The organism is Metabacillus sp. RB-C-LZQ-3-1 (assembly GCF_058315175.1).
On sequence record NZ_JBZFLI010000006.1, the window covers coordinates 13,235 to 26,986 of the forward strand.

General features: G+C 36.9%; 10 protein-coding genes. 8 read left to right on the forward strand and 2 right to left on the reverse strand.

The features are described from left to right. Window positions 1-2: 2 nt before the first annotated feature. On the reverse strand, window positions 3-638 hold the full coding sequence (hxlA, locus tag AC4GZ8_RS11190; protein WP_491081928.1) for a 3-hexulose-6-phosphate synthase: 636 nt from the start codon (window positions 636-638) through the stop codon (window positions 3-5). A 158-nt stretch (window positions 639-796) separates the two neighbouring features. Between hxlA and hxlR the strand changes: the two genes are divergently transcribed. The 8 genes from hxlR (at window position 797) to AC4GZ8_RS11230 (ending at window position 12,825) form a co-directional block, all read left to right on the forward strand. Beyond that, window positions 797-1,153 carry a transcriptional activator HxlR gene (gene hxlR, locus AC4GZ8_RS11195; RefSeq protein WP_491081929.1) on the forward strand — a complete coding sequence of 119 codons (357 nt, stop codon included), beginning with the start codon at window positions 797-799 and terminating at the stop codon, window positions 1,151-1,153. A 246-nt stretch (window positions 1,154-1,399) separates the two neighbouring features. Beyond that, window positions 1,400-2,275 (forward strand): carbon-nitrogen hydrolase family protein, encoded by an 876-nt coding sequence (locus tag AC4GZ8_RS11200; RefSeq protein ID WP_491081930.1) that lies wholly within the window; start codon window positions 1,400-1,402, stop codon window positions 2,273-2,275. Window positions 2,276-2,287: 12 nt separating this feature from the next. After that, on the forward strand, window positions 2,288-2,959 hold the full coding sequence (locus AC4GZ8_RS11205; RefSeq protein WP_491081931.1) for a GNAT family N-acetyltransferase: 672 nt from the start codon (window positions 2,288-2,290) through the stop codon (window positions 2,957-2,959). 19 nt (window positions 2,960-2,978) lie between these two features. Then, window positions 2,979-3,650, forward strand: a complete 672-nt coding sequence (locus AC4GZ8_RS11210) for a GNAT family N-acetyltransferase (protein WP_491081932.1) — start codon at window positions 2,979-2,981, stop codon at window positions 3,648-3,650. Between the two features lie 326 nt (window positions 3,651-3,976). After that, the gene (locus tag AC4GZ8_RS11215; protein WP_491081933.1) at window positions 3,977-9,061 is read left to right on the forward strand and encodes a rhamnogalacturonan lyase family protein; all 5,085 of its coding nucleotides are present in this window, start codon (window positions 3,977-3,979) and stop codon (window positions 9,059-9,061) included. Window positions 9,062-9,198: 137 nt separating this feature from the next. Further along, window positions 9,199-9,681: a hypothetical protein gene (locus tag AC4GZ8_RS11220; RefSeq protein ID WP_491081934.1), complete on the forward strand. Its 483-nt coding sequence runs from the start codon at window positions 9,199-9,201 to the stop codon at window positions 9,679-9,681. Between the two features lie 173 nt (window positions 9,682-9,854). Beyond that, complete coding sequence (locus AC4GZ8_RS11225) at window positions 9,855-10,160, forward strand: ferritin-like domain-containing protein (protein ID WP_491081935.1); 306 nt, start codon at window positions 9,855-9,857, stop codon at window positions 10,158-10,160. Window positions 10,161-10,311: 151 nt separating this feature from the next. Continuing rightward, window positions 10,312-12,825 carry a DEAD/DEAH box helicase gene (locus tag AC4GZ8_RS11230; protein ID WP_491081936.1) on the forward strand — a complete coding sequence of 838 codons (2,514 nt, stop codon included), beginning with the start codon at window positions 10,312-10,314 and terminating at the stop codon, window positions 12,823-12,825. 53 nt (window positions 12,826-12,878) lie between these two features. Here the strand turns inward: AC4GZ8_RS11230 and AC4GZ8_RS11235 are convergent, their stop codons facing one another. Further along, a complete protein-coding gene (locus AC4GZ8_RS11235) occupies window positions 12,879-13,724 on the reverse strand; it encodes a DUF4097 family beta strand repeat-containing protein (protein WP_491081937.1) in 846 nt (281 codons plus the stop codon). Between the last annotated feature and the right edge of the window lie 28 nt (window positions 13,725-13,752).

A 13,752-nucleotide genomic window follows, 5' to 3' on the forward strand; every position in this document is an offset into this window, starting at 1 on the left:
CATTAAGCACCTTGCTTAATCATCGTTTGCATTTTTTCAGCAGCAGCTTTTTTATCTTCTTGACCAGTGATGCCTCCGCCAACGATCACAAGATCAGGTTGTACTTTAATGACTTCTGGCAGTGTCTCTAGTTTGATTCCGCCTGCGATCGCAGTCTTAGCATGTTTTACAACACTTTTAATAGTTTGTAAATCTTCAAATGAGTTTTTCCCAACTGCTTGAAGATCATAACCGGTATGAACACAAATATAATCAACACCAAGCTCATCTACTTCTTTTGCACGTTTGGCAAGATCTTTCACAGCAATCATATCGACAAGAATTCTCTTTCCTTGTTTTTTTGCTTCTTCTACTGCTCCTTTAATAGACATATCCTCTGCCGCACCTAAAATTGTTATAATGTCAGCACCAGCTTCAGAAGCCTTCATGACTTCGTAGCCAGCAGCATCCATAATTTTCAGGTCAGCAAGTACTTTTAAATTTGGGAAGGTTGATTTTAATTCTTTGACTGCACGAAGTCCTTCATTTATGACAACGGGTGTACCGATTTCTACGATATCTACATATTCCTCAACTTCCTTAACTAACTTTATGGCCTCAGGGATATTGACTAAGTCTAGTGCTAATTGTAATTCCATTCATTTCAGCTCCTGTTTTGTTTTTTGTTTACACATTCGTTATGTGTAGTTGTAAGTGTAACGCTTATGTATAAATGTGAGAAGTACGCACATTTTTCTTACATAGTGTTAAAAAGTATACTATGTGATATAGTGTTGTAAAAAAAGAGGTGAGGACCATGTCACGATTTAATGATAAATCGTTTAACTGTGAAAAAGAATTAACCCTGTCTGTCATCGGAGGAAAATGGAAGATGATCATTTTATGGCACCTAGGAAAAGAAGGGACAAAGCGCTTCAGTGAGTTGAAGTCATTAATCCCAGGTATTACACAACGAATGCTGGTCAATCAACTTCGTGAACTAGAAGAAGATCTGATCGTTGAGAGGAAAGTATATCCTGTCGTTCCTCCAAAGGTTGAGTATTCTCTAACTGAGCAAGGTGAAAGCCTTATGCCAATTCTTGACTCTATGTACGAGTGGGGAAAAAATTATATGAAAACCAATGATTTGTCTATTCCAGTTGAAAAAAAATGATCTGTAACAAATGCGACTTGTAATAATGTTATTAATAATCACACTACAAACCACAAAAATCTTGTGGTTTTTTTATTGATTTTTTCCTTATCTCCTTATAAAATCCATAGTATACTTTTTGACACTTAGTAAAAAGAAAGTGTGTACTTGTGTATCAAAGATAGATATCGAATAATATTTGTAGCAGGTTAAAATGTCATGAGTTGAGTCTCGTTTATATAGAACATCGAAGAAAGAGGAATGGACATGAATTTAAGAGTTTCTGCAGTACAATATCATCTTCACACGATTAAATCATTTGAGGAGTTTGCAAATCAGGTTGAGCACTATATTAAAACAGCAGAAGAATTTGGATCGGATTTTATTTTGTTTCCTGAATTTTTTACAACGCAATTGCTTTCTATTGGTGATGAAAGCGGTAAAGCATTGCCGATAAATCGTCTTCCTGATTTTACAGAAAGGTATCGTGATTTATTTGTTGAACATGCGGCAAGAACTGGTATGCATATTATCGGAGGTACGCATGTGATCGAGAAAGAAGGCAAATTATATAATGTTGCTCATCTATTTTATCCAGATGGGAGAATTGCGGAGCAAGCAAAGCTACATATTACACCAACAGAAGTAGAAGAGTGGAATATGAGTGCTGGTGATAGTCTTCAGGTTTTTGTAACAGATAAGGGTACGATTGCAATGCTAACGTGCTATGATATCGAATTTCCTGAAATTGTGAGAATGGCAAAGGCAAAAGGTGCTGATGTGATCTTTTGTCCATCGTGTACAGATGATCGCCATGGCTTCCACCGAGTTCGCTATACAAGTCATGCTAGAGCCATCGAAAATCAGGTTTATGTGGTTACTACTGGTACAGTTGGTTCCCTTCAAACCGTGGATTTTATGAGAGGGAACTTTGGGCAAGCAGCAGTCATTACGCCAAATGATGTACCGTTTCCTCCGAAGGGTATTATGGTACAAGGTGAAATAAATCAAGATATGATCGTTACCGCGGACTTAAATCTTGACCTTTTATATAAAGTAAGGCTAAGTGGTTCGGTGACAACGTGGAGAGATAGACGAACAGATCTTTATCCAGATTGGGAGCCTGAAAAACAAACGTATTAATAGGAGGTTTCTATGTATCGAAAAGAATTTTATGTGTTCGATCAAGACAAACCAACAAAAGCTGTCATTCGCAATTATGAAAGAGAAGATTTCCAAGATCTAATCCAAATTCAACAAGAAAGCTTTCCACCCCCATTTCCTTCTGAGTTATGGTGGAATGAAGAGCAGCTGGAAAATCATATCACCCTTTTTCCAGAGGGAGCTTTATGTATTGAAGTCGATGGGGAAATGGCAGGATCTATGACAGGATTAATCGTAAACTTTGATCCTGAACATCCGAATCATACCTGGGAAGAGATAACAGATGGCGGATATATTAGAAATCATGATCCTAAAGGAAATACGCTCTATGTTGTAGATATTTGTATTAAGCCAACGTTTCGAAAGTTTGGCCTCGGGAAATGGTTAATGCTTTCCATGTACGATGTCGTTATCCATTTAGGGTTAGAACGACTGCTTGGTGGTGGCCGCATGCCAGGTTATCATAAAAATGCGGATAATATGTCAGCAGAGCAATATGTAGAAGCGGTCATAAAGGGAATGATCAAAGATCCTGTCCTAACATTTTTGTTACGTTGCAGCCGAACACCGATTGGTGTTGTTGCGAACTATTTAGAGGATGAGGAATCTTGTCATTATGGAACACTGATGGAATGGAAAAATCCTTTTCGAAAGGAAAAATGAACGGGTGGGGAGAATGAAGATGGACTATCATCGTATAACAAATATTGAAGATCCTTTATTTACACAAATGCATCAGCTAATGCAGGAGATTTTTCCTCCTGAGGAAGTGTTAGAGTTTGATCTTTGGAAGGAACCTTTAGAGGATCCGGGAATCCGTGTTTTTGTTGCTGTTCATGAAGGTAGAGTCGTTGGGGCAACAGAATATCGCTATTATGCCGATTTTAATGTTGCGATGACAGACTTTACGATTATCGGGAAACCTGGTTTAGGAATTGGACCATTCTTGGCAAACAAAAGAGCTCAGGATTTGCGTGGCCTGGCTGGAATAAACGGCAAGGAATTATCAGGTATGTTTGCTGAAATTTATGACCCCTATCGAGTTGAACACCATGAATTTGGCGGTGTAAAACCTATGGACCCATATGTGCGACGAGAAGTTTTGGCACACTTGGGATACAAAAAAGTCGACATCGACTATATCCACCCGTCATGGAATAATGATGGTGAAGCGGTTACAGGTCTTGACCTTTGTTTCCTCCCAATGAATGAAAATAAGTCGAAAATCCAAGCGGATTTGGTAGCGAAATTTTTAATCCGTTATTATACTGTATTACCTAATAAACCTGAATCCTGGACAAAAATGGTTGCTGAAATAGAATCAAAGGATCAATTAGCTCTATTAAATATTTAAGTGATGTGAGCCCCCGCTCTAGTAGAGGGGGTTTTTGTACTTTCAGCGTTAAAAATTGAGATTGATCGTATAAGAAAAGCTGAAGTTGTCGCGAATAAGAATTGGTGACAAGCCGATTTTTTCTATTCATTATTTATAAAAAATCGTGTATTTCAAGCAAATATCGGTTTTTTAAACGTTTATGTCTGAAAATTATATATCTAAAAATTCTGACAAATATTATCATTTAAATTTGTAAGGGTTTTCAATAAGGGTTGAAAGGAGGAAGGTTTTCATCAAGATCGAACATACGGTGACTATTTTCGAGAAGGAGAGGTAGTAAACCTATGAAAAGAAATGGCCAAAAAATATTTGCCGTTTTCTTAAGTGTTTTGATGTTTGCAGGAAGCATTCCATTTTATTCTCTAAATGTAAATGCTGAGGAGAGTTTTATAACAAAGAAGTTTGACTTTGGTTCTTCCTCTAGTGCTGTAGAAGAAGGGTTTGACCAAGTTTCACCAGATTCTGGTTATAGTGAGGAGAGAGGATACGGTTTTCAGGATCCTTCTAAAGCTGAAGCTACAGACCAAGGTACAACGGATGCTTTAAAATCTGATTCTATTATGGTAAAAGAAACTAGTTTTTTAGTTGACTTGCCTAATGGTGATTATTCAGTAACAGTAATTGCAGGAGATGCAAAAGAGTCTACAAATGTAGGAGTTGTTGCAGAAACGATTCAAAAGGTTCAAGATGCGAATGTATCTTCTGGGCAATTTATTGAGCGGACTTTTTCTATAGCATTAGTAGATGGACAGCTAACGTTTGAATTTACAGGAACAACTCCAAAGATTAATGGACTCATTATTACACAATTAGCAGAGCGAGTTCCAGGCGAGACACCAACAGTTTATATTGCCGGTGATTCTACTGTTCAAACATATGATGAATATTGGAAACCGGAAGCAGGCTGGGGTCAAATGATTCCACGTTTTTTTAATGAATCGATTGCATTTGATAACCATGCGATTGGCGGAAGAAGCTCTAAGTCTTTTATTTTTGAAGGTCGATTAGATAATATTCTGACTGAAATACGTCCAGGTGATTTTTTCCTTATTCAATTTGGTCATAATGATGCAACGATTAGTAGACCAGAGCGATATGCTTCTGTACCAGATTATAAAAATTATTTAAAAACATATATCAATGGTGCTAGACAACGTGGTGCTGAACCTATTTTAGTTACACCTGTTGGAAGGCGTGATTTTAATGCTGAGACAGGAATATTTAATGTTAGCTTCCCTGAATATGTTCAAGGAATGAAAGAGGTAGCAGAAGAACAAGATGTTGAATTAGTTGATTTAAGTACATTAAGTCGTGAATATTATAACACTATTGGTCCAGTTGGAACGAAAGCAGTTTTCCTTCATACGGAACCAGGTATCTATACCGCTTTCCCAAATGGCTCTCAGGATGATACCCATTTCCAAGAGTATGGTGCTATTCAGATTGCACGTCTATTATCAAGCGGGATAAAAGAGTTAGATAGCTCCTTAGCTTCTTATGTAACAGATATAGAGCCTCCAGTAAACGTACCAGACAAGCCAACAGGTGTTACGGCCAGCAGTATTAGTAATGCCGGAGCTTTATTAACATGGGATGAAGTGGAAAATACAGATATTTATAAAATTTATCGCAAGCTCTCAACTTCATCTGCCGAAGACTATACATTAGTAGGAACCTCAACTATTTCTAGAATTAGTTTAATGGGTATGGAAGAAGGACAATCATATGATGTGGTTGTTACTGCTGTTAATGGAAAAGGGGAATCTGAACAATCAGATATGATTGTGATCAAAACAAAAGAAGCAAATCTTAAGTATGATTTTGGTCCAGTAGGTAGCCCTATTGCAGAAGGGTATACCAATGTTGATTTAAATACTGTTTATACAAAAGAAAGAGGATATGGAATAAAGGATAATACTGGAATGATTACTCGTGACCGTGGTGACGGTGATACACCTCTAAGAGAAGTAACACGAGATTGGCTTGGGTATTTTAATGTAGGCTGGGAATTTCAAGTGGATGTACCAAATGGTTTATATGCTGTAAAAGTACATGTTGCGGATTTTCTCGGTAGTGCGAGAACAGATGTATCGATTGAAGGAAAGGATCTAGGACCTGTAAATGCCCCAAGTCGCAGCTACACTTCTAAGGTCTTTTCGGATGTATCAGTTAAAGACGGCCAAATGAATGTAAACTTTAAAGGTTCGACAGGTATTGCCAACGGCCTGGAGCTTACACCTATTTTACTTGCACCTTCAGAACTAAAGGTTGAACAGGTAAATATCGATCCGGAAAATCCGTCAGTGAAGCTTTCTTGGAAAGCGGTAGATGATGCGGTGAAATATAATATTTATCGTAAAGTTGCAGGGACAAATGATAGTGAGTTAATTGATAGTTCAACAACAAATTCTTATACAGATACTAGTGTTGATGTTGGTATGGAATACGAGTACACAGCAACTACAGTTGATCGTGCAAATGTTGAGACTGTTCCTTCTGTGCCATTGCCTGTATCCATGATTGATGCATCCGTTCCAGTACCTTCTGCTCCGATAAATTTAAAACTTGTAGAAGTAAACAAAAATGACATTTCATTTAGTTGGGATAAAACAGAGGGAGCAAAAACGTACAATGTGTACAGAGGAACAAAGAAGGATGGGGAATACCAGTATATTGGTAAAACAAACGAGCCGAATTACAAAGATGACACTGTTTTAACAACGATTAAGTATTACTATAAAATTGCTGCTGTAAGTGCAGGAGGGATATCAGAGCTTTCGACTAGCCTTGAAACACCAGCTGTAACCGTATTGAAAAAGCAAATGGAAACACTTGATCGCGGCCTTGTTGCGATGAAAACAGATGATGGTGTTTATGTAGGTTGGAGGTTTTTAGGGACAGATCCTAAAAATGTTTCATTTAATCTTTACCGGAACAATGAAAAAATCAATTCAAGTCCAATATTAACAAGCACCAATTTTGTAGATTCAAAAGGGAAAGCAGACGATGTGTATGAGCTTCGAGCTATCATAGATGGAAAAGAGAAGAAGCAAAAAGCACAGACATCTGTCATTGCCGATAATTATTTTGATATCCCGCTTCAAAAGCCAAAGGATGGTGTTACTCCATTAGGTGATCCGTACACATATTCTGCAAATGATGCAAGTGTTGGAGATTTAGATGGAGATGGAGAATATGAAATTATTCTTAAATGGGATCCATCTAATTCAAAGGATAACTCACATGCAGGCTATACAGGAAATGTCTATATTGATGCATACAAATTAGATGGAACGAGATTGTGGAGAATCGATTTAGGTAAAAACATTCGTGCAGGAGCTCACTATACCCAATTTATTGTTTATGATTTAGATGGGGATGGTAAATCAGAAGTAGCGATGAAAACTGCAGATGGCACAAAGGATGGTAAAGGAACAATCATAGGAAAAGCAGAGGCAGACCACAGAAACTCAACAGGATACGTGTTACAAGGTTCCGAATATTTAACGATCTTTGAAGGCGAAACTGGGAAGGAGCTTGTCACAACAGACTATACTCCTCCGCGAGGTGATGTTTCTTCATGGGGAGATGGATACGGTAACCGTGTGGACCGTTTTCTAGCTGGTGTTGCTTATCTGGATGGAGAAACACCAAGCTTAATTATGGCACGTGGTTATTACACAAGAACAGTTGTTAGCGCTTATAGCTTTAAAGAAGGTAAACTAACAAAACAATGGACATTTGATACAAACAATGACGGTTATAGTGACTGGGCAGGACAAGGATATCATAGCCTAAGTGTAGCGGACGTCGACCATGATGGAAAAGATGAAATTGTTTATGGGCAGATAACAATTGATGATGATGGATCCGGACTTTACAATACAGGATTAGGTCATGGTGATGCCTTGCATGTAGGGGATTTAAATCCCAATCGGGAAGGATTAGAAATATTCTCTGTACAAGAACATAAAGACGCTGAGTACGGATATGATCTGAGAGATGCCGAAACTGGCGAAGTTATATGGGGTGTTAAAACAGGACAAGATACAGGAAGAGGAATGACAGCAGATATCGACCCGAACTATGATGGTGCAGAAGCTTGGGCAATCTCAGGTGAGTGGAACAGCAAAATAGGCGGATTACACTCAGCAACTGGAGAAAAAATATCAAACAATATCCCTTCTTCAAATTTCGGCATCTGGTGGGATGGAGACTTACTACGAGAATTGTTAGATCATAAATGGGATGCCGACAAAGGTGTTGGTACAGGCACGATTGCTAAGTGGGACTATAAGGGCAAAACACTAAAAGACATCCTAGTTGCAGATGGCACGTTCTCTAATAACTCTACGAAAGGTACTCCAGCGTTACAAGCAGATTTACTTGGAGACTGGAGAGAGGAAGCAATATGGAGAACGGAAGATAGTAGTGCATTACGCGTCTATATGACAAATGATGTAACCAAACATAAAATCTATACACTTATGCATGATCCGCAATATCGTACTGCTATAGCATGGCAAAATGTTGGCTATAACCAACCACCTCACCCTAGCTTTTTTATTGGTGAGGGCATGGAGGAGCCGCCAACACCGAATATTTATTTGGTATCAGCGCAAAAGCCTGATGTAACAACACCAGAAACATCTTATGAAATTGATGGAGTAGCACAAAATGATTGGTACAAAGATACTGTGAAAGTAAAGTTTACTTCAGTTGATAGTGAATCAGATATTGAAGCGACTTACTATTCTATAAATGATGGTGTTGTACAATCCGGAAGTTCCATAAAACTTGAGAATGAAGGAAAACATATTCTCTATTATTGGAGTGAGGATACAGCAGGTAATGTTGAAACAAAAAAAGGACTAAAGGTAAACATTGATAAAACAGGGCCAGATATTGAATTTAATCTTAAAGAAGGAACACAAATAGGCGTAGATGAGGTCATTTCATTAACATGCCAAGCCCAAGACTCTTTATCTGGTTTAGAATCATCTACATGTGAAGACATATCTCAGCAAGCTTTCGAACTTGGTGTTGGTGCTCGAACATTTACAGCCGAGGCTAAAGACAAAGCTGGCAATAAAACAAATCAAACCATTACCATCCAGATCATTGTAGATTATGATCGATTGGCAAAGTTAACAAAACAATTTTTAACTGAAAATGGTGATGAAAAAGCAGCCGTTTCGTTTATAAAGAAACTTGAAGCAGCTAAGAAATCTGCTGAAAATGGTCAAATGAAAGCTAGCCATAAACAACTTGATGCTTATATCAATGAAGTAGAAGCACAAAAAAATAAAGCTTTTACAACTGAACAAGCAGAAGTCCTTATTCAGTTAGTTGAATCTTTTAAAAAATAAGGTGTGAAAAAATCTCGTTTCTGATTCTGAAACGAGATTTTTCTTTTCCTATTTATGTAAGATTTCTTGTTCATTTTGACATAATAACAAAAGTGACTATTTCTGGAAAAGACACTCTTAATAAGGAGATTTAGATAATGATAAAAAATACGAAAGTATTGTTGCTCATCATGATGATTATCCCATGGTTTTCTATTTATCTTATGGATAAAAAGGAATTTAAACGGTTTATCCCCGGGAGTATTTTTATTTCACTAGTCGTTAGAATGGAAAGCTATCTTGCTGAAAAAAGAAGATGGTGGTGGTTTTACGATAAGCTTTTTCCAAAATTCAGAGGTGAAACTCCATTAATATGGGGACCTTTTTTAGTGGGGTCACTGTGGATTCTAAAATTTACATATGGGAAGTTTTACACATATATGTTACTAAACCTCTTAATTGATGCTTTTTTTTCTTATCCTTTAGTTAACTGGTTTCAAAAGTTGGGCGTCGCTTCCTTGGTTCGGTTATCTAGAATGAAATTGTTGTCCATATTTACGTTTAAAGCCTTGCTGTTGTATGCATTTCAGTTTATAAAGGAAGAATATGTAGGGAGGAAAGATAATAGTCAAAAGGGATAACAAACTTCTGCCCTTTTTCAATTTCTGTCCTTTTATGAAAAAAGGAGGAATATCATTTTGGAAAATAATAAGACGGTTATCAACACACTAAATGAATTTTTACAGGGACAATATATGGGCATGAACGCTTTATTGAAAAACTAGAAGATGAAAATGTAAGGAAGCAATTTCAATTGATGCAGCAAGAACATAAGCTGCACGCTCTTCAAGTTGCCGAACGAATCCAGAATTTAGGCGGCGTACCTGTTAATAGTGAAGGGGTAGTTGGTTTTATTCAAGGTTCCTTAAGTCAATACAGGTTGCCTGATACAATAGAAGGGATGATTATAAGTGCTCGAAAAGGAGAAAATGAATACGGTATTGGTATGTCAGAAGAAATTGTAAGAGGACATTTAGATGAAGAAAGCAGACACTTAATTGAAAGTATTTTAGATCGAGATCGACAACATGTCAAAATATTAGATGAATTACTTCATTAGAGCTGAGTGCAGCTCTTTTTTATTTCCTAAATTTCAATAAAAATACATAATATTAACACTTCCAACTTCACATGAACTACAATGAAAGATACATGTTTCTATTTAAATAATAGAAACTAAAGAATAACCAATGTGGTAAAGGAGTACGTTCATGGGTGATCTATTAGAAGAATATTATACGCTAGCCAATGACCGAACAAAGTCAAAGGTTTTAGAAGATATAGATCGATATTTTGAAGAAAGAGAATATTTGCCAACGTATGAGCAATATGTAAGAGAAAGAGGGGAATATATTGATCAAATTTGGCTAAATTCCTGGTTAAATGCAGCATCAAGCCATGCCTCAAATACAGAAAAAAGGGAATTTTTACTAGAAAGAGGCTTTGATCTTGAAGGTGTAAGTAAGAAATTAGTTAATCAAATGTTTCGAAGTGAGATAAGGAACATAACACCATTTAATGTATTAGATTGGCTTGACGATCTGTTTTTGAACCAAGAGGATGTGTGGAGAGAAAAATATAAGCAGGCTAGGGAATTATTCGAAGCACGAAAAAAAATGCAGGAGCATCGTGAAAAAACGCGAAAGCTTATGCAAAAATTTGAATTCTATATGGAAGAATTACTTGGTGGGCATTATGAGGAGCTTTATCTATATATTCGATATCTAATTGGTTCACATCTTGCAATTGAAGTTGAACAACAAGGTGTTGTACTTGCTTCTGACGGAATAACATTTTCAGACTACTTATATGATGAGGCTCATATCGCAATAAACAGATACCAGTATAAAGAAGATATGACAGAGATGTATGAAAGGTTGATCTCAGGATATTTATTTGACTTTGGTCCTAATTGGATAAAGGAGCGCCTTTCCCCGCATCTTTTTGATGAATATCGAGAAACGTTTCATGAGGATTTGCCGGACAGTTTTATAAAAGAAATCGCATTTGATTTATTTTTAGATCTAGCAAATGAATTTTTTGCAGATTTACTTGAAGAATTTGTTCCTGATTTAATTAAACTAATTGATACGCCGTTTGATCTCGAAACTCATCAAAAGATCTATGAAACAGATCTTTCGGAAAGAGAAAGAAAAATAGTCGAGGAGCTAGAGGAGATCAAGCGTCGCAAAGAGGAAGAAGCCCGAATGGTAGAGGACATTTTCGGAAGAGAATACAATCCTCCAAACGGTCGTAATATCCAATATGTTTTACATATTGGGGAAACTAACACAGGAAAAACTTTTCAGGCGATTCAACGAATGAAGGATGCAACTAGTGGTATTTACCTAGCTCCACTTCGTTTGCTTGCATTAGAAATTTATGAAAAGCTAAATCAGGAAGGGGTTCCTTGCTCTTTAAAAACCGGGGAAGAAGAAAAGCTGGTAGCAGATGCAGCTCATATTGCTTGTACAGTTGAAATGTTTTATGAGAAAGACTTTTATGAGGTTGTTGTTATTGATGAATCTCAAATGATTGCAGATAAAGACAGAGGATTTTCTTGGTATAAAGCGATAACAAAGGCAAATGCAAAGGAAGTTCATATTATTTGCAGCTTTAATGCTAAACCAATGATCATGCAGCTTTTAGGTGATTCTGATATCACGATCCATGAATATATCAGAGATGTTCCGTTAGAGGTAGAGCCGCAGCTGTTTCGTTTAAATCAAACCCGCAAAGGTGATGCTCTTGTTTGTTTCTCAAGAAAACGAGTTTTAGAAACTGCTGCAGAGCTTCAAAGAACCGGTCGTAAAGTAAGCATGATTTATGGAAGCATGCCACCTGAAACGAGAAAAAAACAGATGGAGCGGTTTATAAAAGGTGAGGCAACTGTCATTGTAGCAACAGATGCAATTGGGATGGGGTTAAACTTACCGATAAGAAGAATTGTTTTTTTAGAAAATGATAAATTTGATGGGACAAGAAGAAGGTGGTTAACTTCACAAGAAGTAAAACAAATTGCAGGACGTGCTGGACGTAGGGGCCTTTATAATGTCGGGAAGGTGGCCTTTGTACACAATCCTAAATCAATGGCTCGACTTCTTGATCAAGAAGATGATCCATTACAAGGATTTGCGATCGCCCCGACTACTGGAGTTCTTGAAAGGTTTCAAAAATACTCTCGTAAGCTTGGACTATTTTTCTACTTGTGGGATCAGTTTAAAAGTCCTAAAGGTACAAAAAAAGCATCTTTGGCAGAGGAGAAGCTTTTGTATGAGATGATAGAGGATACAATGATTGAAGCTAAGCTGTCAATGGCTGATTTATATGGCTTTTTACATTTGCCATTTTCCACGAATGAACCAACCTTACGAAATCAGTGGAAACAAAAACTTGAGGCTATTGTTGAAGGATACGAATTACCTGATCCGTTTGTCAAGGAAACAGGGCTCGAAGAACTTGAATTATCATATAAATCGGTAGGCCTTCATTTATTATTCTTATATAAATTAGGAAGAAATACCGAGGCACATTATTGGGAAAGGATTCGCGAGGAAATTAGTGACAAAATACATGAACAACTAAAAACAGGAGTACAAATCACAAGAAAATCATGTAAAGTATGTGGAAAAACATTAGCTAATAAATTTAAATTTGACGTTTGTAATGAATGCCATTTCGAGAGACAGAAAAAGAAGGAAAAAAAGAAGCAAAGGCATTATTAAGATGAAAGATAAAGGAGCTCGTCATTTAAGGATAGATGAGCTCCTTTATCATTTTACTTTATTTCTACTTTACCACTTGACACTTCAATTTTCACATCATGCTTCCCCGAACCTGATATACCATAAATATTGTTCTTATTTTTTTCAAGATCCTTTAACGGAAGGTCTGAAGAAATATATCCACTACCAGCTTTACCATGAAGTGTATAGTCTGCATCTGTTGGTAAGTCAATTGATCCGAATCCAGAATTTAATTCGATATCAAGCGAATCTGTTACCTTTTCCATCTGTAGGTCAATCTTACCTGATGATAATTCAGCCTTTACTTTTCCTCTATGGTTTTTAATTGTCAGATTCCCGGAACTCATGTCGAACGTACTAGAATCAGTCGCCAAAGAAGTAATCGTAGCATTACCGGATGAACCGTCAAGCTCAAAGTTATTAGCGGTTAATTGACTAATTTTCACATTGCCAGAGCTCATATCAACTATTAGTTCTTTGAGATCTACCTTTGATTTCCCATCAAATACGATGTTACCTGAACCACTTGCAATGACAAGCTCTTGGTTAAAGTCATTTGGGATAAAGATTGTGATTTCTCTCTTATTGAACAATGAAAATACGTTAAACCACCTTTTGGATTCAGATTCAATGATAATTGTATCTCCTTTGGTATCTACATTTATTTTCCCATTTCCTTTTATGGCAGCACGAACTTCATCCGTTTCTTCTGGGATGATTGTTGTACTTGCACCTGAAACATGTAGTTCGATTTTCTCTGTGTTACCCGTCACTTCTGCAGAAGTCTTACTTTGACCGAACACAAGCCATGATGTATTGGATTTGATGATTAAAAATAATCCTCCGATAAAAATTAAAAGTAAAATTAGCTTTTTCATTTTATACCTTCCTTCTTTCGTCGCTTGA

Bases quoted from the DNA above. Each gene is read 5' to 3' on its own strand.
- AC4GZ8_RS11230 (WP_491081936.1), top strand. From the start codon at position 10,312: ATGGGTGATCTATTAGAAGAATATTATACGCTAGCCAATGACCGAACA.
- hxlA (WP_491081928.1), bottom strand. From the start codon at position 638: ATGGAATTACAATTAGCACTAGACTTAGTCAATATCCCTGAGGCCATA.
- AC4GZ8_RS11200 (WP_491081930.1), top strand. From the start codon at position 1,400: ATGAATTTAAGAGTTTCTGCAGTACAATATCATCTTCACACGATTAAA.
- AC4GZ8_RS11220 (WP_491081934.1), top strand. From the start codon at position 9,199: ATGATAAAAAATACGAAAGTATTGTTGCTCATCATGATGATTATCCCA.
- AC4GZ8_RS11235 (WP_491081937.1), bottom strand. From the start codon at position 13,724: ATGAAAAAGCTAATTTTACTTTTAATTTTTATCGGAGGATTATTTTTA.
- AC4GZ8_RS11205 (WP_491081931.1), top strand. From the start codon at position 2,288: ATGTATCGAAAAGAATTTTATGTGTTCGATCAAGACAAACCAACAAAA.
- AC4GZ8_RS11215 (WP_491081933.1), top strand. From the start codon at position 3,977: ATGAAAAGAAATGGCCAAAAAATATTTGCCGTTTTCTTAAGTGTTTTG.
- AC4GZ8_RS11210 (WP_491081932.1), top strand. From the start codon at position 2,979: ATGGACTATCATCGTATAACAAATATTGAAGATCCTTTATTTACACAA.
- hxlR (WP_491081929.1), top strand. From the start codon at position 797: ATGTCACGATTTAATGATAAATCGTTTAACTGTGAAAAAGAATTAACC.